Origin of the sequence: Microbulbifer sp. MI-G (genome assembly GCF_030440425.1) — a bacterium.
GTDB classification, from domain to species: Bacteria; Pseudomonadota; Gammaproteobacteria; order Pseudomonadales; family Cellvibrionaceae; genus Microbulbifer; species Microbulbifer spongiae.
On sequence record NZ_CP098023.1, the window covers coordinates 1,567,533 to 1,589,055 of the forward strand.

Below are 21,523 nucleotides of genomic sequence, written 5' to 3' on the forward strand. Positions count from 1 at the left end.
GATAATGGAAGACTCCGATCTGTCCTGTATTGCGTGAATGAACGCGCACAACAAACGGGCCTTCCGGCTTGTGAGTTGGCGCGGGCCTTACTCCAAATCCCACCTGAACAAATCAAGGCGGCGGCGGATGCTGACCGAGCCTATCGCAAGTCTGCTGTTTTGAATGGGGGTGAAAAATGAGCCTTATTGTCGCCCCTCTGGAGGTATTGACCGATGGTCGTCTCACTGACCCCGAGCGTCGCGTCCTTATGTCTTTGTTTTCCTTTCTGGAAAAGGGCACTAGCACCACTTGCCCCAGCTTGGAGTTATTGGCGGAGAGAGCGCAAATCAAAGACAAAACCCGAGTATCAAAGCTAACCACATCGCTGGCAGGAAAAGGCTGGTTGAAGAAAAAAAGAAAGGGATTTACCGGGTGCAAAGAATACGCCCTGATAGTCTCCACCAACTTGGACTCATAGAGGGAAATATGTAATGAGTATGGAACTGATGGCCAAAGCCATGAAGCTCAAGGTGGGTAATCCACTGCGTACTCTGGTGCTTTTGGAATTGGCTCACAACGCTAACGATCAGGGTGAGTGCAGGCTTAGTTATCAGCATATTGCTGACCAGTGTGAGATGAGCCGTCGCCCTGCCATTCGGCATATCAAGGCGTTGCAAGATAAAGGTTTTCTGCGTATTGCCCACCATGAAAATGGGCAAGGCGATATCCTAAATTTTTGCAATATTTTTCTACTGACTCTGGATAAGGGTAGTGAGCCTCCTGCATCAGAAGTGAACGGAGGTGAATTATGGAATTAACACTTTCCATAAACCAGGCCAAGAGCATCGAGTGGGAGTTGAACCTTCAGCAGGCCACATTGTTCTCTTTCATCCTGAATGCTGCGTATTGGGCGGACAAGCAGGACGGCTACTGGTATCTCAGCAAGGGCAAGATCATCGAGGAGCTGCCCATTCTCTCTGACAAGAGAGACACCATTTACAGGTTGGGCACACAGCTGATTCGCAAGGGGTTGATTGATCGAAAAGTAATCAATAGCGGTGATCACTACCGTGTGACCAGGAAGGGCTTCGAGTGGAATAAGGCTGAGGCCGGAAAAAAATCCGAGGCACCTCGGAAAAATATCCGAGGGTCGGAAAAAAATCCGAGGTAGGGTCGGAAAAAAATCCGACGTATCAGTATACCAATTTATCAGTTAACCAAGATCAGAATAAAAACACGGGCGATTCTCCAGATGATCAAACCAAGTCCGTAATCGATTCGGCGTTTGATCGATTCTGGTCAGCAGGGTTACCCAAGGTGGGCAAGCAAAAAGCCCACGCCGCCTTCCTGGTCAACCTCAAAAAATCCAAACGGGATGCTGAGTCGTTTGCTGAGTTGCTTGCCGAGGATATCGAACATCGCCTGCTGGCCAACCAATTCGGATTTGACCGGTTGCACCCGACCACCTACCTGAACCAGCGCCGCTGGGAGGACGAGCGACCGGAGATCATCCCATTTGACCGGATTGTCGAGTCTTACCACCGCAACCTGCCCAACAACGTGCCGGTGACAGCCCTGAGTGACCGACGACGGGAATTCCTGACCTACCTGTGGACGCAACGCGCAAACCGCGAGTTGGGTTGGTTTGATGAATTCTTCGCCTTCTGTGCCAGCCAGCAGTGGCTGAATGGTTCCCACAGAGCCGACCTGGAGTGGTTGACCGACCCGAATAATTATCCACGCATCACCGAAAACGCAAAGGGAGCAGCAGCATGATGGCCAAGCCACTGAACAGGAGCGAGCAGAACACCTTGATCGCTGCAGAGCAGATGGTGCTTGGTGGACTCCTGATCAACCCCTCCGCCATCGAGGACGTATTCGAGATTGTAGGCCGGGCGGATTTTATAACTGCACCACACCGCACCATTGCCACAGCCATCAAATCCCTGGCAGAGAACTCCCAGCCAGTGGACGCGTTTACTGTGGGTGAGGAGCTGAACCGCACCAAAAAGCTGAGAGCTGCCGGAGGCGTTGCTTACCTGGCTGAACTGTGTGAGCAGACTCCGGGGGCATCGAATGTACGAACCTATGCCCACATTGCCGCTGACCACGCAAACCGTCGCAAGTTCTTGGCCGCACTGGATGAGGCTGGCAAGGCCGTATACGCCGCACCTGTTCGCCCGTTGAAGGAAATTATCAGCGCACACCAAACCAGCCTGTCTGATCTGGAGCGTGCTCGCGATACCGGTACAGGCCCTCAAGATCTGGACGGGGCAGCCAGGGAGGTTCTGCAGGATTGGAACCGCCTGGAGACCGGTGACCAGATCAAGCGGGTACACACGGGCTGGGATTGCATAGATCGCCGCTGGAAGGGATTGCGTGGTGGGGAGCTGGTAGTCCTCGCTGGTACCACTGGAACTGGTAAAACCGTGTTTGCCATGCAGGTGGCTGCGCACAATGCGCTCAATGGCAACCGCGCCCTGGTCTTCTCTCTGGAAATGAGCCGCCGGGAGCTTTATCGCCGCTTGGTGGGCATGGTTGGACGCATCCCTGTAGGTCTTGCCGACTCTGACAACTCAGATGACCGCAAAGGCTTCTACGCCCAGCACAGCCAGGGCTTGACCTATGCCGTAAGCAAACTTAAGGGCATAGATATGGGAGTGGACGACCAGGGCGCGTTGCACATCAACCAGATTGCCAGTCGTGCTCGCCGTGAACACCGCAAGAGCCCGTTGTCATTGATTGTGGTGGATTACCTGCAGCAGGTGCGTGGAGATGGCCTGAGCCGGGAGAGGGAAGTGGCCTGCGTCTCTGCCGGGCTCAAGGCATTGGCAAAGGAGCTGGATATACCGGTACTGGCACTCTGCCAGTTCAACCGTGAAGCGTCCAAGGGTGGCCGACCCAATATATCCCAACTACGGGATTCCGGCTCTATTGAACAGGACGCCGACATAGTGACCCTGTTGTACCGGGAGGACAAAGACAATCCCGATTCCCTAAACCCAGGACTGGTGGAAGTGATCACTGCAAAGCACCGCCGTGGAGAGCCAGGTATCGACAACCTCAAAGCCAAGCTCAACCAGTTCCGCATGGATGTATGGACGGCGGAGGTACACCAGGCTGAGCCGTCTAAGAGATTCCGGCAATTCGTTGGTTAATCGAGATAGGGGAAAAGATGGTCAATGAAATCAGCATTCGCGAGCGCTTGTGGGAGTGGTCCAGGGCCTATCCTGAACGGGCAGGGGACTCGGTAAACTGGCCCCGTATGGCGGCATTTGGCCGAAGGATGCTATCAGGGTGCAGGGAGAGCCCGGACCCGATAGATTACGAGAGAGCAGCACTCACGGATGCAGCAGTATTGGCTTACCTGAATGTGATTGCCAGGCGCCAGGGCAAGGAGAAGGCTGCGTTGGAGAGGAAGGTTTTTTGGTTGCGGTATTACTACCGGTGGGAAATGCGAGACACTTGCACAAGGGTGAGACGCTCCAAGGCCTGGGTGGAGAATATGTGCAACTTAATCGAGGGGACGGTAGAGGCACTTTATTTGGCGGATAATGCAGTATAACTGTATTTAAATACAAGCTGTATGTATTGACAGCCTAGGCGTGAAGATACTATATTCAGCTAAGCTGTCGCGAAGTATGCGCAGCGGGACCATACCCCCCCTTTGAAAGCCCTGGCTGGTTAACCTGTCGGGGCTTTTTTGTGGCTGTAACTCAGTTTAGTAGCCCAAAGTGTTACTCTGGACTAGGTTGTATTCGAGCTTTCTCCCAGCGGGCTCTCGTGAGCTTGCCCTTAAAGTCGGTTTATGGGTATGATTATTAAATGCGGTAATTAGTCTCACCTATAGAGTTGTTGTCTTCCATTGGTTCGCCCTATGCTGGGTATGAAATAAGTGCAAATTTGCAGAATGATTTCCCATTTCACTTCGAACTTTTAGGTGCTGCGAGTGTTGAGAGATGAAGGAAGTATAAGTTTATGTCATGGTTATGGGATGCTTTTCAACAGAGCCAGATTTCAGATAATCAGAAACGAAGTAGTGATGCTAAGAACGACTCTGCATTAGCACTTCGGTCAGTTAGAGAATTGGAAGAAAAACTGGATCGCCTTTCTTTGCTATGTCACGCATTGTTTGAAGAGCTTGAGCGAACAACAGGTTTTTCTGAAGCACAGCTTAAAGAAAAAATGCTTGAAATTGATCTGCGTGACGGAAAGCTAGATGGGAAGGTAAATTTGACAGCGGGAAAGAAATGCCCAGATTGTGGGCATCAGATAAAAAAATCCCGCCCAAACTGTTTTTATTGTGGTGCCAGTCTTCAAGGAATTAGTTGAAACTGTACGCCAATCAGGTAAGGAAGTGCTTCTAGTCTGTATTTTTACTCAGAAAATAGTAATCAGGACAATAGTGGCCATGGTGATCACTATTATGGATGTTATTTAATTGCGGAAATCTATGAAAGAAAATAAGAAAAAATTATTGGCAGCATTAGCAGCTGCAATTGTCATTTATGGCTTGTATATTGTTATTACAGGGAAAGATTTCAATTTTCTGATAGTTATACCCCTAATTAATATTTTTCTGATCGTAACTCTGATAAGAGGGAGCGGGCCCAAGAAAGTGAGTGATCCGGTAGGCTACGTAAAGTTTACGAATGGAAAAATTAATTTTGGGGAAAATAATATTTCTGTAATCAAGATTAAAAAGATCGCTCTAGAAGCCGTGGAAAATGAATGCTATTTTTCACTTCCGTATAATCAAACGGCACCAGGAAAATGTCCAATTTTCGTGTTTCCACTGGAGAAGCTCACTGATTTTAAAAAGCACCTGTTGACGGGTCTCGGTGAGGTGGAAATAATTACATAACAAATTAGGCAGATAGCTCCAGACGTTTCTTCTTCCATGGGGCAGTCCATACTACTCTTAGCCCGCCTAGTATGGGCTTTTTCGTTTCTGGGAATCCAATGTTTAAAAACGACTACTTCACGGAAGCGGAGTTGTCCTGCCGTTGTTGCGGGGAAATCCATTTCTCGGATGATACGCTCCACCGTTTGATCAGGGTCAGGGAGCGGTTTGCCAGGCCTATGGTGATCACCTCCGGTTATCGCTGCCGTGACCGCTGCGTCAGTCTTGGTTCGACCATGACACACACTACCGGTCAGGCTGTGGATGTATCAGTTTCTGGTGGGCGTGCCTATGAGCTGCTGGGGATCGCGATAGAGGAAGGGTTTACCGGTATTGGGGTAAAGCAGCATGGTCCACACAAGGGCAGATTCCTGCATCTGGATGATCTTGGGCCTATACCGGGTGAGCGTACACGGCCTACTGTCTGGAGTTATTGAGGGGGGGAGCGTATGGAGGGCATCACAGTTAGGGTTGGAGATGCCCTGGGAAACAAAGTGAACCTGCGTAAGACCCTATTATAACTGTATGATTTTAATGAGGATTTTTTGTAATTGGCGCAGAATTGATTTCGAAGACATAATCAGGATAATAGCGGGCACGACGATTAGTATATTAAAGTTATGAGCTACTAAACCCATGAAGTTAACTTATATCTTAACTATTCTTGCTTTTGGCTTGTTAGGATGTTCTGCTAATGGACCAATATATCAGGAACATACACAATCACTAAAAGATTCATCAGTGGTTTATATCTACCGCCCATCAAGGGCCATTAACTGCTGCGTAGCACCAGCTGTATATATCAATGGTGAAAATTCAGGCTCACTTAAAAATGGTGGGTATTTAGTATACGAACTCCCAGCAATGAAGCATGAAATTACTGTTGGGGATGGAAGCAATGGGTTTGAACCATTAACCTATAATAAAAGCCTCAAAAAAAATGAATCGTACTATCTGAAATGGGTTATTGGTTCTATTGAAGAGCTGAATCTTCCAGCTTTGTATGCGCCAAGAAATTATTATCTTGTTGAAGTTAAAGCTGATGATGCACAAATTGATTTGAAGAAACTCAAGCTATCTCGCCCATAACAAGACACAGCATTGCTTCCGAGACAGTAATCAGGATAATAGTGGTCATGGTGATCAGTATATAAATGTTAACTTACTCAGGCTGATTATGAGAATCGACTATCCACTGTTCTGGGCGAACTCAAAACTACCAACCAGAGCTCCATCGTTTTATTTAAAGTGGCTAGCTTTTTTGTTTGTGGGAAATATCGTGGTACTTTTCGCACAGGCCATCGCTGAAATCGATATGGCAAGAATCAGTGTTCTATTTGAGACAATTGCGCTTCTGATGTTTATTTCCTGCTTCTGCCTATGTATTACCACTCTGTATAATAAGAAACCAAAGTTAGGATTCTGGCTTGAGACATATTTTCCATCTGTAGCTGAAAATAAGGCCATTAATTTACTTTCAAAGGGTTCTTCGAGCCTTAATCATTGGGCGCTGGTTATCTTTTGCTACTTACTTTTAGCTTCAATCGTAGCAATAGCTTTATCATTGGCAGTGCAGACAATAAAAAGTTAATCGTGTAAAGGCGGGTTTCTAGCCCGCCCTCCCCACACCACCGTGCAACGACACAAACCGGCCACTGAGCCGGTTTTTTACTCTGGGTAGAGTGATCACATTTTGTACGATTGTGCCAAATCTATGTAACTAGCTGTTTTTGATGTTGAATGTAGGTAAACGACGCAGAATTGATTCTGTAAACCTCCCCTAATTAGTGACACCCTAAATTAGAGTTTTCTAGCCCTTCATGTTTGGCCAGATACTCCCAGGGAGTGAGATCTCCCAGTGAGTCATGTGGCCGCTCTTCGTTGTATTCCCTGATCCAGTTTTCGGTCAGTTCCCGCATCTCGTTCAGCGTGCGGAACACATACATGTTTAAGATCTCGTCACGATAGGTGCGGTTGAACCGTTCAACGTACGAGTTCTGTGTCGGCTTGCCTGGTTTAATAAATTCCAATTCGATGCTGTGCTCCTCCGCCCACTCAGCCAGTGCGGTGGAGATGAACTCCGGGCCATTATCCATTCGCAGCTTGTTGGGATAGCCCCGCCAGGCCACGGCCCGCTCAAGCACCCTGATCACCCGTGGTGCCGGCAGGTTCAGGTCGATCTCGATGGCCAGTGCTTCCCGATTGAAGTCATCTACCAGATTGAAGGTCCGGAAGCGGCGACCACAGAACAAGCTATCGCTCATAAAGTCCATCGACCAGCAGTGGTTCACCTCAGCTGGAACCGACAACGGCTCCGGGTTGCGGCTGGGTAGCCGTTTCTTGCCTCTACGACGCTTATTCAGGTTTAACTCGCAGTACAGGCGGTGAACTCTTTTGTGATTCCAGGCATGCCCCCAGCGACGCAGAATTTTGAACAACTTGTCGAATGAATCACCCCGAGTTTGTCGGAGGCAATTTGATTTGAGTCATGCCGCTTGGGCAGACTCGGTTTGTTGATAATACAGGTTTTCGTATTCAGCTGGAGGCATATCGCCAATTGGCCCAAGAATGCGGCGATGGTTTAACCAGTCGACCCAGGTCAAGGTTGCATGTTCAACCTCATCCAGCCCTTTCCAGGGACCTGCCCTGTGGATGACCTCCGCCTTGAATAAACCGTTGATGGTTTCTGCCAGTGCGTTGTCGTAGGAGTCGCCGACACTGCCGACTGACGCCTGAAAACCCGCCTCACTAAGCCGCTCGGTATATCGAATTGACAGGTACTGACTACCTCGATCACTGTGATGGGTAACGCCACGGGGCTTACCTCGTGCCCAGAGTGCCTGCTCCAGAGCATCAAGCACAATGTCGGTTTGAAGGCTCTTTAATACGCGCCAGCCAACAATGTGGCGGGAGAATACGTCGACAACGAATGCGACATAAACAAAACCAGACCAAGTTGCGACATAGGTTATGTCGGCCACCCAAAGCTGGTTGGGGCGCTCTGCCGTAAACTCGCGATTCACCAGATCCAGCGGCTTATCGGCCAGCTCATCCGGGATAGTCGTAACGCAACGTTTGCCTCTTCGAACACCTTCCAATTGCAGTACCTTCATCAGCCGTTCAACTGTGCAGCGGGCGACCTTTACGTCTTCACGGTTAAGCTGCTTCCAGACCTTGCGTGCACCATAGACGCGGTGGTTTTCTTCGTAGATCCACTGGATCTCAGGCTTCAGCTCATCGTCACGTTGAGCGCGCGCACAGCGTTGCTCTGGATTGGCCTGTAGATGCTTGCAGCGGTAAAAGGTCGACGGTGCAATCGGCAGAACCTCACAGATTGACTCGACACCGTGCGCCTCACGTTCCTGGTCAATGAATGCCACCATTACTTCGGTTTGCGGTCGAGCTCCGCCTGGGCGAAAAAAGCGGCAGCCTTGCGCAAGATCTCGTTAGCGCGCTTCAGCTCACGGACTTCGCGCTCCAGCTCTTTGAGGCGGGCTGCGTCGCTGCTGGTGGTGCCGGGTTTAGTACCATTGTCGACTTCCATCTTGTTGACCCATGATCGTAGGGTCTCGGGTGTGCAGCCGATCTTGGAAGCGATAGATGTGATCGCTGCCCAGCGTGATTGGTGCTCGTGCTCGCCGGTCAACACCATGCGAACTGCGCGTTCCCGTACTTCGGGGGAGTATCCAGGTCGTTTGCTCATTGGCTAATTCTCTCAAGAAAGTTAGCCTCCGAGAAACCCGGGGTGATTCAGAACCCGTAAGCTGGGTAGCGTTCCACTGCCTCTTGGAGCTTGGCGATCACCTCATCATTCCGGTTGGGAATGGGCCGATACCGATACACTGAATCGCTTATGCCAACTGCGCGACAGGCCATGCGAAGGCTGGCACTATGCTCTTGTCGGGCATAGTCGACCAGCTCTCGCCTAATCGCTGGCTTTACAGCTTTTTTCAAGATATCTTTGAGGATCTTATGTTCCAGACTGAGGTCAGCGAACATCGCCTTCAAACGACGATTCTCTTCCTCCAGTTCCTTGAGCCGTTTGATATCGGACGCCTCCATACCGCCGTATTTGGATTTCCAGTTGTAGTAGGTAGCGTCGGATATCCCGTACTCCCGACAGACTTCTTTGACCAGTCTGCCGCCTTCTACTTCCTTCAGGATCTTTACTATCTGCGTTTCCGTGTAGCGCGATTTTTTCATTATTAGCTCTCCGTGTGAGCGTAGTTTACGCCGGAGAACTCTAAATGTGGATGCCCCTAGTTTAAGGGAGGTTTACAGAAACCCTGCAGGCCTCCGCCGTGGCCGAAGGCACGGAGAATGAAGAGGTCAACAAAGGAGCCTGGCGCATGGAGTGTATCCAGCGCACGGTGAACCTGCGGGTGGTGATTGGGGAGTGAAAGGGCTTTTGCATGAACGCTTGAAAGAAGTGAACCAGTTGGCAGCCGAACTGAGAGATATAAGAGGCCGGGAAAAGGCAGAGTTCGTCACTGAGCACCACGACATACTGGCCCAGCGTCGTCCACTGGATCAAGCCAGCCGGTTGTAAAATACTGCGAAACCAACACAGTGGCGAAGAGCTTCCTCCCAGCACTATTAATGATCCATGACTGAAACTTAGAAGTCTAAGATTGCTTTATATAATATTTCCTATATACTGAGTTAAGCTAGGGCAGATTAAAAGCATATAGGAATAAATAATGCATAAAAAATTTATAATAGGATCTTTTTTCTTTTCTATTTTTTCTTTAAATTCTTACGGCTTTCATATCTCTGAAACTACGTGCACAAATAGTTGTGTAATCACCACTGATGCAGTTACAGGCGTAACGACAATAAAAGACTGCTGTGGGGGCGGGTTATGACAACATTTCTTCCTCATGAGACAGAGGAATATCCTGGCCCTAATTAAATTTACAATTTAAATTTAACCTAAAATTTGCCCTGGCTAATTTACAAAGAATAAAAGCAATTTACTCTCAAATTTTTATGAAAAAATATCCCTTAATAGCGATTGTATTACTGCTAACAGCTGGATTTTTAGGATACGTCAGTTTAGAGGAAAATGCCCCTAAAGAAAACGCAGGTACTAATTTATCTGTAGATAAATCCGTCGATAAGCTTGGAGTCGGCTCTATTTATAAAAATAAAGATCATAACCATCATGATCACTCGTATTCTGAAGACAATACAAAAGGTGAATATGAAGAGCACAATCATGCATCGAAGACTAACGCAATAGTTGAGGATGCAAATGGACAATTGTGCAAAAAAATTCCGGTGATCATTTTTGTAATATTGACGTTAGGCTTGGTCTGGAAGAAATTTTAGTAGATTCTACCCTGAATACTGTAAATTCTGATAAGGTTGGAGTTGTTCTTCATAGCAATAATTATGAGGAAGTTATGCAGTCTCTAGTTGGGCTGAATTCAGAAAACATTATGCGTTCTGAAAATTTCAACCAGAAAATAAAATTAATCTCTAGCGAGATTGGGGCAAATGTAGAAAGTAAAATCTCATGCAGCAAAAAATTATGCGCTGCGAGCTTTAAAATGGAGGATGTAGAAAGATGGAATGATTTTTCATCTAAATTTTTCTCACTCGAAGGAGCCAAAGGGGCTAGCTTTGTAGCTACTGATCCAAAACAATCTAATGTTTTCAGGGTTATTCTTGCTTTCGGTGAAGGCATGTCGGTAGTTAAAAAAGAACACTAACCTATCCGTCAACAAGCGCATTATCGAATGCGCTTAAAACGCCGTCCTTTAGGGCGGGGAGGATGTCAAACTCTCAATCGATGGGTATTTGCCGGTTCGTGAAAAGTAATACCGCCTGGAAGCCTAGTAACCACGGGGGCTGCACGGGTTTTTGTCCGTTTACGAGGGAAAAATCCTAGTACCCCATCTTCCCGTACCCTAGAGTTATAACCGAATCTGGTGTTTAAGTGTTTGAAAGAAAGCAGCGTATCTGGTTGATTTGTTGTCGCCAAACAATGAAACCAATCAGGAATACGCCGCTATGGATAAGAATACCGTTGTTGAGTTTACAGGTCGACAGGAAACCGCAGACCCGCTGACTGAATTGCTGCGCCGGGGCGCACGGGAGCTTCTACAGCAGGCGATAGAGGCCAAGCTGTCCACTTTCATGGAGGGGTTTAAGAACCGCCGCCTGGATGATGACCGTGCTGTCGTCGTTCGCAATGGCCACTTGCCTAGGCGCGACATACAGACCGGGATCGGACCGGTGAAGGTCAACTGGCTGTGTTGAAACAGCCTTAAGGCACTAAAGGGATGACCTAAATATAGATAAAGAAAGGTAAAAAGGACGTCTGAATTTTACACAAAATTTTACACATCTGCGGTATCTAGAACGAAAAAACCCCGCTTAGTTTTCATAACTAGCGGGGTTTCTTCACTTTTTTGGCTCCGCCTGCTGGGCTCGAACCAGCGACCCAATGATTAACAGTCATTTGCTCTACCAACTGAGCTAAGGCGGACTTGCTTAGCGGCTGGCTGTACCGCTCAGTTGGCGCGTATAGTATAGAGTGCTCCAGGGCAGGTCAAGCCCTTTTTTGTAGTTTAACTAGTTGATTTGACAAGAAATTATGTATCTGACCCTCCCTGTTTAGGTGATTTGGGTCCGATAGGAGGGCTCCGGTGAGGTGTATCGGCCTTTCGCATTTGTGAGCTTCCTGAGGAGGCCCTACAATCGCACTTTCTGATTTGAGTCTAAGGTTAGGTTGATATATGGAGTCGCGTCCTTTCAAGGTGGAGTCTGGTTATAGCCCGGCCGGCGATCAGCCAGTTGCTATTGCACAGTTGGTTGAGGGGCTCAAAGATGGGCTTAGCCACCAAACCCTGCTCGGTGTTACCGGATCAGGCAAGACCTTCACTACCGCCAATATCATTGAGCGCTTGCAGCGCCCGGCAATCGTGATGGCGCACAATAAGACGCTAGCGGCACAACTGTACGGGGAGTTCAAGGAATTTTTTCCTAAGAATGCCGTAGAGTACTTTGTATCTTATTACGATTATTATCAACCGGAAGCCTATGTTCCTTCCTCGGATACCTTTATCGAAAAAGATGCATCGGTGAATGAGCATATTGAACAGATGCGCCTTTCGGCGACAAAGGCATTGATTGAACGGCGCGATGTAGTTGTCGTCGCTACGGTTTCTGCTATTTACGGACTTGGTGACCCAGATAAATACTTGAAGATGGTGCTGCACCTGGACCGTGGGGATCTGGTAGATCAGCGCACGATTCTGCGGCGACTGGCTGAGTTGCAATATACTCGCAACGATGCGGATTTCCGCCGGGCCACCTTCCGGGTACGGGGGATATTATCGATATCTATCCGGCAGACTCTGACCAGGAGGCGGTACGGCTGTCTCTGTTTGATAGGGAGATCGAGGATATTACCCTTTTTGACCCATTGACGGGGGAGCAGCTCAAAAAAGTCCCTCGGGTCACTATCTTCCCTAAATCCCACTACGTAACCCCACGGGAAACCATTGTCAGTGCTATAGAGCACATTAAAGAGGAGCTAGGCTTGCGGCTTGAACAGTTGCGGAAAAGTGGCAAATTGCTGGAGGCACAGCGCCTGGAGCAGCGCACCCGGTATGATTTGGAGATGATGCAGGAGCTGGGTTATTGCAATGGTGTGGAGAACTATTCCCGCTATCTTTCCGGGCGAGATGTGGGACAGCCGCCTCCTACGTTGTTTGACTATTTGCCTCATGACGCCTTGCTGTTTATTGATGAGAGCCACGTCACAGTTCCCCAGATTGGTGGAATGTACCGGGGTGACAGATCCCGAAAGGAGACGCTGGTAGAATATGGGTTTCGCCTTCCTTCGGCCTTAGATAACCGCCCTCTGAAATTCGAGGAGTGGGAACACCTGGCCCCACAGACTGTTTTTGTATCGGCAACACCAGGCCTCTATGAAGCAGAGCATGCGCAACAGGTGGTCGAGCAGGTGGTAAGACCTACAGGGCTGGTTGACCCCGAGGTAGAGGTCCGTTCGGCCCTGACCCAGGTGGATGACGCGCTGTCGGAAATCCACCGCTGTGTGGATGCGGATCAGCGAGTATTGATCACGGTGCTGACCAAGCGCATGGCCGAGGATTTAACAGAGTACCTTGCTGAAAGCGGGGTACGCGTACGCTATCTTCATTCAGATATCGATACTGTCGAGCGTGTGGAAATTATCCGGGATCTGCGTATTGGTGAGTTCGATGTATTGGTGGGCATCAACCTCTTGCGAGAAGGCTTGGATATGCCGGAAGTGGCGCTGGTAGCTGTCTTCGATGCAGATAAAGAGGGCTTTTTGCGCTCAGACCGTTCATTGATCCAGACTATCGGGCGGGCCGCACGGAATCTGGCGGGGCGGGCCATTCTGTATGCGGATAAAATGACGGGCTCTATGGAGCGCGCACTTGAAGAGACGCAACGCCGTCGGGAAAAACAACTCAATTTCAATGCAGAACACGGTATTACCCCAAAAGGTATCCGCAAGAATGTCGCGGATATCCTCGAGGGGGCAGTATCACCAGGCATGCCAGCCAAAGGGAGACGCAAGGGATTAGAAGGGAGGGAGGCTAACATTGTAATGAAGCCAATACCCGAGGAGCAGCGCTGGGCACAGATCAGTGAACTGGAAGAACAGATGTACGAGCACGCCAAGAATCTGGAATTTGAAGCTGCTGCCAAGCTTCGCGACAAGATCACCCAATTAAAGGAAATGGAGTAGCGATCAAGCTGCTTAGACTGGCAACACCTCCCCCTGAATCTCGGTGTTCCTGTTTGTCTGGACCATTTTATTCGAAAGCCCAACCACATATTGAAAACAGTGAAGAGCGGTGGTAGAGTTCGCGCTCTTCGCGGCACTTGGTTCCTGAGTGCTAAAGAGACCCGTAGCTCAGTTGGTTAGAGCGCTGCCTTGACATGGCAGAGGTCAGCGGTTCAAGTCCGCTCGGGTCTACCAGGTACTACGGCTTTTAACCTTTCTCAATTAACCTCAACTCACTGATTTTTAACTGTTTTTTTAATTTATTGCTGAGAAAATCTAAATTCTCAGATTCTCTCAAGCCTCCCCTATCGAAACCAATAAAATCCACCGATTTGGTTAGAATACGGTTAGAGTGGTCAGCCCCACTGATCAGCCCCACCAAGGCGGTCCAGTTTAAATGTTAGTGCATAGCTGGCCGTGGCTCTTTCTCCACGGTGGTTTCCGGGGCCGGTGGGCGGTAGCCCAAGGCACTGTGTGGCCGCTTGGTGTTGTAGTACTTCCTCCACTCCTCAATAATAATTTCCGCCTCTTGTAACGTATAGAATATTTCACCGTTTAGAAGCTCGTCTCTGAGCCGGGCGTTGAAGCTTTCACAGTACCCATTCTCCCAGGGTGAACCCGGCTCTATGTAAGCCACCTTTGCACCAGCAAATGTGATCCAGTCCCTGACCGCCTGTACAATAAACTCCGGACCATTGTCTGACCAGATGTAGGCGGGAACACCGCGTAAAATGAACAGATCTGTTAATACATTAATCACTTCCGTTGAGTTCAGCTTTCGTTTCACCCGGATTGCCAGGCATTCTCGGGTGTATTCGTCCAGGATGTTCAGCATTCGGAATGCTTTCCCATCGCTAGTCCGATGGTGAACAAAGTCATACGACCAGACATGGTTCGGATACTCCGGACGTAGTCGAACACACGACCCGTCATTTAGCCAGAGCTATCCCTTCTTTGGTTGTTTCATTGGAACCTTCAGCCCCTCACGCCGCCACAGTCGCTCCACGCGCTTGTTGTTCACTTGTCAGCCCACATCTCTCAGTAAAACTGCAATCCGGCGATAGCCGTATCGACCATACTGTCGCGCAAGCTCGACCATGTCAGCAACCAAACGGTTTTCGTCGGAACGACCAACAGGCAGGCGCCTTTGTGTGGATCGATACTGGCCCAAAACACGGCACGCCCGACGCTCAGAAATGTGAAATCGACTTCGTAGGTGGTCAATACAAGCACGGCGACGTGAAGGGCTCAGAAGTTTCCCTTGGCAGCCTCTGACAGAACCAACTTGTCCAGCGTGAGATCCGATACTGCTCGGCGCAACCGCTCATTCTCCTTTTGTAGTCGCTTGAGTTCCCTCAGTTGGTCGGTTCCCATCCCGCCATACTGCTTACGCCAGCGATAGAACGTCTGCTCAGTTATTTGCATCTGGCGTATCGCATCCAAACGCGACATTCCCTGACCGCAGAGCACCTCAATCTGCCGCAGCTTCGTGACAATTTCTTCCGGCTTATGATGTTTGATTCCCATGTTTAGTCCTCCGTCTCCTAATTATACGGGTGGACCACTTCAAGGGGGAGGACCAGTGAGCCAGATCAGCCCGCCTAAGAGATTCCGGCAATTTGTTGGTTAATCGAGATAGGGGAAAAGATGGTCAATGAAATCAGCATTCGCGAGCGCCTGTGGGAGTGGTCCAGGGCCTATCCTGAACGTGCGGGGGACTCAGTGAGTTGGCCCCGTATGGCGGCATTTGGCCGAAGGATGATCTCAGGGCATAGGGAGGGCCCGGTACCGATGGATTACGAGAGAGCAGTCCTCACGGATGCAGCAGTATTGGCTTACCTGAATGTGATAGCCAGGCGCCAGGACAAGGAGAAGGCCGCGCTGGAGAGGTTGGTTTTTTGGTTGCGATATTACTACCGTTGGGAAATGCAGGATGTGGCCAGGAAGGTCAAAAGGTCAAAGCCGTGGGTTGAAAAAATGTGTCAAATTGTTGAGGCGACGGTGGAAGCTTTCTTTTTGTCGCAGAATGCCGCATAACTGTATTTAAAAACAGGCTGTATGTATTGACACCATACGTCCATATGGGTTAACTTTGTATAAGCTGTCGCGAAGTATGCGCAGCAGGACCATACCCCCCCTTTGAAAGCCCCGTCTGGTTAATCCGGCAGGGCTTTTTTACGGCTGTAATTTAGGCATGGACTATTCGTAATGTAATTGGGGGAGAGGCGTTGATTTCCTCCAAGGTTGCCGTATACTGCAATGCTCTATAGAGTAGTGCGACAAGGTTTCGCGTAGGGTTAGGGCGCACTTGTAGATACAGATAGATTGCAAGCTAAGTAAGACGGGTGTATGAAAAATATAATCTTTTTGATCGTTGGAATATTGATCTCTATTAATGTCGCTGCTTCGAGTCAAAGTGGCTATATAGACATATCTCAGAGCAACATTCAGCTTATAAGTAATGGGGAAGATAGCAGATTATTTATTAACGGTGTCACAATGGAAGACTCGGTATGTGATATTAAAAATTATCCTGTAATATTATTCTCTAATAATCCGATAGCCAAAGAAATGTATTCTATGATTTTGGCTGCTAAAGCAGCTGGAAGGCAGATAAATCTCGTCGCTGGAGCTTGTGTAGACCTAGCTGGAAAAGGAACTACCTACCCTTCAGTGAATTCTGTCTATATGAAGTGAACATCGCAAGCAGAAGTTGAAGGGCTATGACGGTTAAATTTCTGTGTCAGTTAAATAGACTGATAAGCATATAGCAGGTTCTGAGTACGATACTTTACTAACTAAATCAATCCAAAGCCCGCCCAGTGCGGGCTTTTTCGTATCAGGCAATCCCATGTTCAATAACGACTACTTCACGAAAGCGGAGTTGTCCTGCCGTTGTTGCGGGAAACTCCACTTCTCGGATGACACGCTGCGTCGATTGATCAGAGTCAGGGAGCGCTTCAACAAGCCGATAGTGACCACCTCCGGTTACCGCTGCCCGGCCCACTGCGCCCGTATCGGCTCCACCATGACACACACTACCGGTCAGGCTGTGGATGTATCAGTTTCTGGTGGGCATGCCTATGAGCTGCTGGGGATCGCGCTGGAGGAAGGGTTCACTGGCATTGGCGTAAAGCAGAAGGGTGCCCACAAGGGCCGATTTCTGCACTTGGATGATCTCGGACCTGTACCGGGTGAGCGTACCCGGCCTACTGTCTGGAGTTATTGAGGGGGAGAGCGCATGAAGGGAGTGACGTAGAATTGATTCTGAGACCATAATCAGGATAATACTGGTCATGGCGATCAGTATATAAAGGTTAGTGCTATTTAGGTGTCGACTTGGAATATTTAATAACCGGGATCAGTTGCTTTCTCATTGCTTTCTTAACTACGTACTTATCCGATAAGTTTACAAAGAAAAAGTATCAAAATATTGAGAAGAGGATTTTCCGTGACCTCGGAGATAGAATAGAAATTACCACATCATTAGGTACTTGGCCGTTTGGTCCAAAGACTGTACAAGTGAAAAAAGATGGTGTCGAATTGATTCAGGAAGATGCTGTTATTAGCCTTTTTTTGAAAAACAAAGGCGTTATAGATTTGTTCTTTTATGGTGTTAACTCTAAAGAGATAGCCCAAGAGGCTGCCATAGTTTTTCCCGAGGCAGAGAAGGTGGAAATTCCCCGGCACTAGCAAGCAAGGCCAGGTAATATGTTCCGGGCCCTTGGCTCTCCGCGGGGGAGCCTACCTTGTACATCTTTTGCGCAGGTCGCTATGCTCCCAATTTCCGCACAAAGTAAGCCGCACCTGCTGCGGGCGTTAGTGCATCAAGCTAAGCTTGATGCTTCTTACGGGGTGAAAGTCCCTGTCGGGCAAGGTCTAACCAACTACCCAAACCGGCCACTGAGCCGGTTTTTTACTCTGAAAGGGGGCGTTCATATTTTGTACAATTGTGCCAGATCCATGTAACTAGCTGTTTTTAATGCGGGTTGTGGAGAGTTGTCGCAGAATTGATTTCGAGATAGTAATCAGGATAATAGTGGTCACGGTGATCAGTATTTAAATGTTACATTTCTAGGTGAGTATGGAAATTCAAATCACACTACAAAAAGAAGATTGGAAGCAATATCAAAGCTATATCGAGAAGGAGCTACCAAAGCATCTGAAAACATGGATGGATAGCCCTTGGATAAATATGCTTATCTGGATGGTTATTGCATTCGTATTTCTGTCAATCTTCAACCGGCATAGTACTTTTCATTGGTTCACAGCCATTTCTGTCAGCGTGTTTTTTATACTCATATCGGCCTTGTTTATCTTTAATATGTTTAAAATCAGAAGAGCATTCGAGCCGTCTGATCAAGGCACTTTCTGCGGAAGCCACAAATTTACATTTGATGACTCTGGAATCAATTCAGAAGGGAGGGGTTACAAGGGAACTCAATCTTGGGAAATTGTTAAGAAAATAGAGCGGGCGCAAGGAATGATCATGATCTATCTGGATACAGCCTATGCATATGTATTTCCAGAATCGAAGCTTGAAGATCCCGATGGTTTCTACAAATATATATCAGAGCGTTATTCAAATGTAACGAGTAAAGCAAGTGGGACGTCGCAAAGCGGCGCCCCTTCTTGAGGTATTAAGTGATAAGAGAAAAAATGAGTAATTTAAATTACAAATCTCCAAACTCCACCTTAATTGAGGTTAGTGTTCAGACTTCAGCTGTAGGAAAATGGTTGGCTTTAATTGGATCTATAACTCTTTTGTCTCTACCAATTGGAATTATCTCGACCATAATTTCAATGTATCAGCTTTTTCAGGAAATAACGGTACAGGGGGCGAGGAGTTCAGAGTTTATTGCAAACGGCATGTCTGAAGCCCTAATCCCAACAATATTGGGATTGATTTATTCTTTGCCTGGCGCAATTCTTTTGTGTGTATCCATTGTGTTTTTTAGGCATCGTCGGCCTTGGGTTTTTAGAGTCTCAATTGCGGCTTCTATCGTGGTATTTCTGTTATTCCCAATCGGAACAGTTGTTTCTTTAATAATCATTTTTATGTTAGTGAAGCACAAGCATAGTTTTTATGTGTGTGGCAATTGGGCACTTAACAAGCGCAAGCAATAAACTAGGGCCCCTTGCAGGATAGCGCTAGCCGCTTTTAGCCAACCACCCAAGCCGGCCACTGAGCCGGTTTTTTTACGCCTGGAGAAAGTGACTTGATGAGCGGACAGGAAGGGGGTGGGAGGGTGTACTACAAGTGCCAAGGCCCGAATTATAGAGCCATGGCTGACATCCAATGAAAGTTTCCCTAACTTATTGATTTAATTGTGGGTAAAATGTGTTAAGAGCGGGAGGTTGAACCAGGCGACTTGAGCCAATGACTCACTATCTTTGGTTACTATTTGAACGAAAATCTATAACCTACTGAAAATAAAGGCTTTTCTGCGGATCTTGAAAGCTCCATTCCAGAAATAGTGGCCAAATGGATAGTGAGCCACCGGCTCTTTAATAAACTGTTAGGATTGCAAGGAAGTCTGGTCATGCAAAATTTACCCTCACATCTCTTTAAGGAAATACAAGAAGCGATATGTAGACCTGAAGGCACAGTCACGTTTAACTATGAATCACCTGACCTGTTCGATAAAGATAAGCTGGGAGAGGTTATCCTTGAGATTCCTTCTGGTCAGCATCTTTTCCGACTGGAGCGTGATAACAGTTTGTGCGTTCACTTTTATCATTCGTCCCCTGGCACAGGAACGAGAGTTGCGACTGTAGATCTCAAGAACCTGCCACCAGCACCAGTCGTATTTTTGGCGTTCTCATGGACACCAAGTGAAACAAAACTGCATGTGAGGCCAAACACACCTGAGGCCGAACTCGTAAGTGCTACTGGGGTAGTCTCACAGAGGCAATTCTGTGTCGGCAAAGACGGGAGGGTTTATCAAATCGGAGATAATGGTTTAGACGTCATGGGCCTGAATTCCTATCAGGCCGGTGAACCTATCATATTACCAACAGGCAAAAAGGCATGGGAAGAGACCGTAAAAGCAATCGAAGTTCTCTCAAAAGGTGAGTCAAAAGAAAGTTACATTTTCGAGGTGGTAGTAACAAACCTGTCATTAGCGATACTGGTTACTGGATTTGAGACATACTCTAAAAAACGCTTCTTGGAGTTAGAACAGGAAGGTTTAACCCCTAATACAAATTCAGTCATAGACGCTTTTTACTCAAAAAAAGAACGAGAAATCGGTATCGGCACTGTACTTGAATCAGAGGCTGAAGATGCGGGCACTACGGTATTACAGCATGTGGTTTCAAAGGGGAAGATCAATTTCCAAAACTACAGTAGCTGTAAGCGTGCTTTTAAAAAAGCTTATGGAATTAAGTTCGGTAATTTAGGCCTTTCTAGCGACACACTAGAAAATCTGCAGTCATTTATTCGTTACCGACATAGAATAATACACGTATCTTCTCTTGACGGTACGCTCAATCTAGAAAATATTCCACCAGAAGAGCCTATATTCTCCAACAAGGAAACCGCAGAAAATGCAACAAATTGCTTTAGTGAATTTATTGAAGCATTGCACAAATCAACGTTGTCGCTCCGACCAGGAAATAAACCCTAACAAGTGCAGGCAGAGGGAACGCTTCGCTCGTTCCTCGCTATGCGTCCCCTGCTGCAAGCGTTAAGTGCCACTGAGATGAAACGAGAAAATTTGGGATACGAGGGTAGATCATGGATCATAGGATCATATCTTCTGGTTGTGTTCTTTCTGTTTCAATGGATGGTGATTTTTCTAACTGTCACGGTTCCTATCGGTAGCAGATCGGCGGACTACTGGCTTGTAGCGAATGAATATGGCCAAAGCTTATATGGTCAGTTCTTGCTCATATTTCTATTGGTAGGTGTGCTTGCTGTTATAGAGGTGTTACTTACGATAAAGGGGCACATAGAAAATCCACTGCCTAATCTTGTAATTGGATGTACAATAATTGTTTCAATTCTTGCAATTCTCTACGCTATGTTTTGCCAATGGGAGTTGTTTTTATTGGAGTGGGATCGGACTTAACAAATAAGGATAAGTTGCGCTTACCGTAACATATCTGGTTGTTGAACAAGCCCGGCCAGCTTTATTCATGTAAATAAATCGAAGGGGGAATGCGTTTCGGGGTATAAATCAGCTATCTTGCGATTGTTTTCTCTACCAGACACCCAACCACCCAAACCGGCCACTGAGCCGGTTTTTACTCTGAAGGGGGTGATCATATTTTGTACGATTGCACCTAATCCATGTAACTGCCTGTTTTAAATGCGGGCTGTGGAGAGTTGGCACAGAATTGATTCCTGGGCATTAATCAGGATAATAGTGGTTACGACGACCAGTGTGTAAATATTATATGTTTAGAGTTTAACAATGAAATATGTAATTACGCTAATTGCTAGTTTTCTAGTACCGAATATTGTTTGTGCCAATGCTTTTTATCATGGTCGATGGGAGGCAGAAAATGGGGACTCATGTTCTGATATTACTGGAAAAGTAATTTTGGCATACAATGAAAACAGAGAGTTCAGTTTTTCGATGTTCTGTAAAAATTCCGGAACCGAGAAGGAGTGCGAAAAAAGCGGAACTACTAAAGATATTCGTTTATCTATGGCATACGGAAAAACAGACGAATATGGTAAACTAAACGTAGAGAAATATGAAGGCTTTAAGCCTAGTGGTAATATAAATGGTGCTAAAGCATCTGGTTTATTTCAGTCTTCAACTGACTGTAAAGGAAGCTGGGAGGCTATTAATTGACTTAATCCTATAATCAGGTAAAAGCGGGTTTCTAGCCCGCCCTCCCC

At 47.5% G+C, this 21,523-nt stretch carries 25 protein-coding genes, 2 tRNA genes, 4 pseudogenes and 1 other annotated feature; of the genes and pseudogenes, 26 read left to right on the top strand and 5 right to left on the bottom strand.

From position 1 onward, the window contains the following. The first annotated feature begins 248 nt into the window (after nucleotides 1-248). The 11 genes from M8T91_RS18890 to M8T91_RS06740 all read left to right on the top strand — a co-directional run bounded on the left by M8T91_RS18890 (nucleotide 249) and on the right by M8T91_RS06740 (nucleotide 6,474). Entirely contained in the window at nucleotides 249-458 is a 210-nt protein-coding gene (locus M8T91_RS18890) for a hypothetical protein (RefSeq protein WP_367317759.1), read from the top strand. Between the two features lie 13 nt (nucleotides 459-471). Then, the gene (locus M8T91_RS06695; protein ID WP_301418052.1) at nucleotides 472-798 is read left to right on the top strand and encodes a helix-turn-helix domain-containing protein; all 327 of its coding nucleotides are present in this window, start codon (nucleotides 472-474) and stop codon (nucleotides 796-798) included. Next, nucleotides 789-1,151, top strand: coding sequence for a hypothetical protein (locus tag M8T91_RS06700; protein ID WP_301418055.1), 363 nt, complete (start codon nucleotides 789-791; stop codon nucleotides 1,149-1,151). The genes M8T91_RS06695 and M8T91_RS06700 overlap by 10 nt, the downstream gene beginning before the upstream one ends. A gap of 146 nt (nucleotides 1,152-1,297) precedes the next feature. Then, nucleotides 1,298-1,756, top strand: coding sequence for a hypothetical protein (locus tag M8T91_RS06705; RefSeq protein WP_301418057.1), 459 nt, complete (start codon nucleotides 1,298-1,300; stop codon nucleotides 1,754-1,756). Next, a complete protein-coding gene (locus tag M8T91_RS06710) occupies nucleotides 1,753-3,138 on the top strand; it encodes a replicative DNA helicase (RefSeq protein ID WP_301418059.1) in 1,386 nt (461 codons plus the stop codon). Before M8T91_RS06705 ends, M8T91_RS06710 begins: the two co-directional genes overlap by 4 nt. Nucleotides 3,139-3,155: 17 nt before the next feature. Further along, nucleotides 3,156-3,545 carry a hypothetical protein gene (locus M8T91_RS06715; protein WP_301418062.1) on the top strand — a complete coding sequence of 130 codons (390 nt, stop codon included), beginning with the start codon at nucleotides 3,156-3,158 and terminating at the stop codon, nucleotides 3,543-3,545. Nucleotides 3,546-3,958: 413 nt separating this feature from the next. After that, nucleotides 3,959-4,312, top strand: coding sequence for a hypothetical protein (locus tag M8T91_RS06720; protein WP_301418064.1), 354 nt, complete (start codon nucleotides 3,959-3,961; stop codon nucleotides 4,310-4,312). Nucleotides 4,313-4,433: 121 nt separating this feature from the next. Continuing rightward, a complete protein-coding gene (locus tag M8T91_RS06725; protein ID WP_301418065.1) occupies nucleotides 4,434-4,844 on the top strand; it encodes a hypothetical protein in 411 nt (136 codons plus the stop codon). A gap of 98 nt (nucleotides 4,845-4,942) precedes the next feature. Next, entirely contained in the window at nucleotides 4,943-5,320 is a 378-nt protein-coding gene (locus M8T91_RS06730; RefSeq protein WP_301418067.1) for a D-Ala-D-Ala carboxypeptidase family metallohydrolase, read from the top strand. Between the two features lie 199 nt (nucleotides 5,321-5,519). Next, nucleotides 5,520-5,972: a DUF2846 domain-containing protein gene (locus M8T91_RS06735; protein ID WP_301418069.1), complete on the top strand. Its 453-nt coding sequence runs from the start codon at nucleotides 5,520-5,522 to the stop codon at nucleotides 5,970-5,972. 88 nt (nucleotides 5,973-6,060) lie between these two features. Next, the gene (locus M8T91_RS06740) at nucleotides 6,061-6,474 is read left to right on the top strand and encodes a hypothetical protein (RefSeq protein ID WP_301418071.1); all 414 of its coding nucleotides are present in this window, start codon (nucleotides 6,061-6,063) and stop codon (nucleotides 6,472-6,474) included. Between the two features lie 193 nt (nucleotides 6,475-6,667). Here M8T91_RS06740 and M8T91_RS06745 read toward each other — a convergent pair. The 3 genes and pseudogenes from M8T91_RS06745 to M8T91_RS06755 all read right to left on the bottom strand — a co-directional run. Next, nucleotides 6,668-7,330, bottom strand: a pseudogene (locus M8T91_RS06745) (IS3 family transposase); the annotation flags it as partial. A gap of 39 nt (nucleotides 7,331-7,369) precedes the next feature. Continuing rightward, nucleotides 7,370-8,586, bottom strand: a protein-coding gene (locus tag M8T91_RS06750) for an IS3 family transposase (protein ID WP_301418073.1) whose coding sequence is annotated in 2 segments (ribosomal slippage) — nucleotides 7,370-8,298 and nucleotides 8,298-8,586 — 1,218 coding nt in all. Because the reading frame shifts where the segments join, the coding sequence is not laid out codon by codon here. Next, nucleotides 8,192-8,308 (bottom strand) — a sequence feature (AL1L pseudoknot). Its footprint overlaps the gene before it by 117 nt. 50 nt (nucleotides 8,587-8,636) lie before the next feature. Next, nucleotides 8,637-9,086 (bottom strand): annotated as a pseudogene (locus M8T91_RS06755) (transposase); the annotation flags it as partial. Nucleotides 9,087-9,279: 193 nt separating this feature from the next. On the opposite strand from M8T91_RS06755, the gene M8T91_RS06760 reads away from it, so the two are divergent. From M8T91_RS06760 to M8T91_RS06775, 4 genes are all read left to right on the top strand, one after another. After that, nucleotides 9,280-9,432: a hypothetical protein gene (locus M8T91_RS06760; protein WP_301418076.1), complete on the top strand. Its 153-nt coding sequence runs from the start codon at nucleotides 9,280-9,282 to the stop codon at nucleotides 9,430-9,432. Between the two features lie 440 nt (nucleotides 9,433-9,872). Continuing rightward, nucleotides 9,873-10,214, top strand: a complete 342-nt coding sequence (locus tag M8T91_RS06765) for a hypothetical protein (protein WP_301418077.1) — start codon at nucleotides 9,873-9,875, stop codon at nucleotides 10,212-10,214. Further along, nucleotides 10,148-10,597: a hypothetical protein gene (locus M8T91_RS06770; RefSeq protein ID WP_301418079.1), complete on the top strand. Its 450-nt coding sequence runs from the start codon at nucleotides 10,148-10,150 to the stop codon at nucleotides 10,595-10,597. The genes M8T91_RS06765 and M8T91_RS06770 overlap by 67 nt, the downstream gene beginning before the upstream one ends. A gap of 301 nt (nucleotides 10,598-10,898) precedes the next feature. Then, on the top strand, nucleotides 10,899-11,147 hold the full coding sequence (locus M8T91_RS06775; protein WP_301418081.1) for a hypothetical protein: 249 nt from the start codon (nucleotides 10,899-10,901) through the stop codon (nucleotides 11,145-11,147). Between the two features lie 153 nt (nucleotides 11,148-11,300). Here M8T91_RS06775 and M8T91_RS06780 read toward each other — a convergent pair. Beyond that, nucleotides 11,301-11,376: transfer RNA gene (locus M8T91_RS06780), tRNA-Asn, on the bottom strand. A gap of 250 nt (nucleotides 11,377-11,626) precedes the next feature. Between M8T91_RS06780 and M8T91_RS18895 the strand changes: the two are divergent. The 3 genes and pseudogenes from M8T91_RS18895 to M8T91_RS06790 all read left to right on the top strand — a co-directional run. Then, nucleotides 11,627-12,315 (top strand): annotated as a pseudogene (locus tag M8T91_RS18895) (DEAD/DEAH box helicase family protein); the annotation flags it as partial. A 117-nt stretch (nucleotides 12,316-12,432) separates the two neighbouring features. Beyond that, complete coding sequence (locus tag M8T91_RS18900; protein WP_367317760.1) at nucleotides 12,433-13,632, top strand: helicase-related protein; 1,200 nt, start codon at nucleotides 12,433-12,435, stop codon at nucleotides 13,630-13,632. Between the two features lie 157 nt (nucleotides 13,633-13,789). Beyond that, nucleotides 13,790-13,866 (top strand) — tRNA-Val (locus M8T91_RS06790). 205 nt (nucleotides 13,867-14,071) lie between these two features. Here M8T91_RS06790 and M8T91_RS06795 read toward each other — a convergent pair. Continuing rightward, a pseudogene (locus M8T91_RS06795) lies at nucleotides 14,072-15,198 on the bottom strand (IS3 family transposase). Nucleotides 15,199-15,318: 120 nt separating this feature from the next. Between M8T91_RS06795 and M8T91_RS06800 the strand changes: the two are divergent. From M8T91_RS06800 to M8T91_RS06835, 8 genes are all read left to right on the top strand, one after another. Beyond that, the gene (locus M8T91_RS06800; protein ID WP_301418083.1) at nucleotides 15,319-15,708 is read left to right on the top strand and encodes a hypothetical protein; all 390 of its coding nucleotides are present in this window, start codon (nucleotides 15,319-15,321) and stop codon (nucleotides 15,706-15,708) included. A gap of 312 nt (nucleotides 15,709-16,020) precedes the next feature. After that, on the top strand, nucleotides 16,021-16,368 hold the full coding sequence (locus tag M8T91_RS06805; RefSeq protein ID WP_301418085.1) for a hypothetical protein: 348 nt from the start codon (nucleotides 16,021-16,023) through the stop codon (nucleotides 16,366-16,368). 154 nt (nucleotides 16,369-16,522) lie between these two features. Next, nucleotides 16,523-16,900, top strand: a complete 378-nt coding sequence (locus tag M8T91_RS06810; protein WP_301418087.1) for a D-Ala-D-Ala carboxypeptidase family metallohydrolase — start codon at nucleotides 16,523-16,525, stop codon at nucleotides 16,898-16,900. Nucleotides 16,901-17,010: 110 nt separating this feature from the next. After that, complete coding sequence (locus tag M8T91_RS06815) at nucleotides 17,011-17,364, top strand: hypothetical protein (RefSeq protein WP_301418088.1); 354 nt, start codon at nucleotides 17,011-17,013, stop codon at nucleotides 17,362-17,364. 391 nt (nucleotides 17,365-17,755) lie between these two features. Next, nucleotides 17,756-18,307, top strand: a complete 552-nt coding sequence (locus tag M8T91_RS06820; RefSeq protein WP_301418090.1) for a YcxB family protein — start codon at nucleotides 17,756-17,758, stop codon at nucleotides 18,305-18,307. Nucleotides 18,308-18,330: 23 nt separating this feature from the next. Continuing rightward, on the top strand, nucleotides 18,331-18,798 hold the full coding sequence (locus tag M8T91_RS06825; RefSeq protein ID WP_301418092.1) for a MotA/TolQ/ExbB proton channel family protein: 468 nt from the start codon (nucleotides 18,331-18,333) through the stop codon (nucleotides 18,796-18,798). Nucleotides 18,799-19,214: 416 nt separating this feature from the next. Beyond that, entirely contained in the window at nucleotides 19,215-20,300 is a 1,086-nt protein-coding gene (locus M8T91_RS06830; RefSeq protein ID WP_301418095.1) for a hypothetical protein, read from the top strand. A 789-nt stretch (nucleotides 20,301-21,089) separates the two neighbouring features. Beyond that, nucleotides 21,090-21,476, top strand: a complete 387-nt coding sequence (locus M8T91_RS06835; RefSeq protein ID WP_301418097.1) for a hypothetical protein — start codon at nucleotides 21,090-21,092, stop codon at nucleotides 21,474-21,476. Nucleotides 21,477-21,523: the final 47 nt, after the last annotated feature.

What these genes read in the sequence shown, in the direction of transcription:
- M8T91_RS18890 (WP_367317759.1), top strand. Translation starts at nt 249, where the DNA reads ATGTCTTTGTTTTCCTTTCTGGAAAAGGGCACTAGCACCACTTGCCCC.
- M8T91_RS06695 (WP_301418052.1), top strand. Translation starts at nt 472, where the DNA reads ATGAGTATGGAACTGATGGCCAAAGCCATGAAGCTCAAGGTGGGTAAT.
- M8T91_RS06700 (WP_301418055.1), top strand. Translation starts at nt 789, where the DNA reads ATGGAATTAACACTTTCCATAAACCAGGCCAAGAGCATCGAGTGGGAG.
- M8T91_RS06710 (WP_301418059.1), top strand. Translation starts at nt 1,753, where the DNA reads ATGATGGCCAAGCCACTGAACAGGAGCGAGCAGAACACCTTGATCGCT.
- M8T91_RS06715 (WP_301418062.1), top strand. Translation starts at nt 3,156, where the DNA reads ATGGTCAATGAAATCAGCATTCGCGAGCGCTTGTGGGAGTGGTCCAGG.
- M8T91_RS06720 (WP_301418064.1), top strand. Translation starts at nt 3,959, where the DNA reads ATGTCATGGTTATGGGATGCTTTTCAACAGAGCCAGATTTCAGATAAT.
- M8T91_RS06725 (WP_301418065.1), top strand. Translation starts at nt 4,434, where the DNA reads ATGAAAGAAAATAAGAAAAAATTATTGGCAGCATTAGCAGCTGCAATT.
- M8T91_RS06730 (WP_301418067.1), top strand. Translation starts at nt 4,943, where the DNA reads ATGTTTAAAAACGACTACTTCACGGAAGCGGAGTTGTCCTGCCGTTGT.
- M8T91_RS06735 (WP_301418069.1), top strand. Translation starts at nt 5,520, where the DNA reads ATGAAGTTAACTTATATCTTAACTATTCTTGCTTTTGGCTTGTTAGGA.
- M8T91_RS06740 (WP_301418071.1), top strand. Translation starts at nt 6,061, where the DNA reads ATGAGAATCGACTATCCACTGTTCTGGGCGAACTCAAAACTACCAACC.
- M8T91_RS06765 (WP_301418077.1), top strand. Translation starts at nt 9,873, where the DNA reads ATGAAAAAATATCCCTTAATAGCGATTGTATTACTGCTAACAGCTGGA.
- M8T91_RS06775 (WP_301418081.1), top strand. Translation starts at nt 10,899, where the DNA reads ATGGATAAGAATACCGTTGTTGAGTTTACAGGTCGACAGGAAACCGCA.
- M8T91_RS06800 (WP_301418083.1), top strand. Translation starts at nt 15,319, where the DNA reads ATGGTCAATGAAATCAGCATTCGCGAGCGCCTGTGGGAGTGGTCCAGG.
- M8T91_RS06805 (WP_301418085.1), top strand. Translation starts at nt 16,021, where the DNA reads ATGAAAAATATAATCTTTTTGATCGTTGGAATATTGATCTCTATTAAT.
- M8T91_RS06810 (WP_301418087.1), top strand. Translation starts at nt 16,523, where the DNA reads ATGTTCAATAACGACTACTTCACGAAAGCGGAGTTGTCCTGCCGTTGT.
- M8T91_RS06820 (WP_301418090.1), top strand. Translation starts at nt 17,756, where the DNA reads ATGGAAATTCAAATCACACTACAAAAAGAAGATTGGAAGCAATATCAA.
- M8T91_RS06825 (WP_301418092.1), top strand. Translation starts at nt 18,331, where the DNA reads ATGAGTAATTTAAATTACAAATCTCCAAACTCCACCTTAATTGAGGTT.
- M8T91_RS06830 (WP_301418095.1), top strand. Translation starts at nt 19,215, where the DNA reads ATGCAAAATTTACCCTCACATCTCTTTAAGGAAATACAAGAAGCGATA.
- M8T91_RS06835 (WP_301418097.1), top strand. Translation starts at nt 21,090, where the DNA reads ATGAAATATGTAATTACGCTAATTGCTAGTTTTCTAGTACCGAATATT.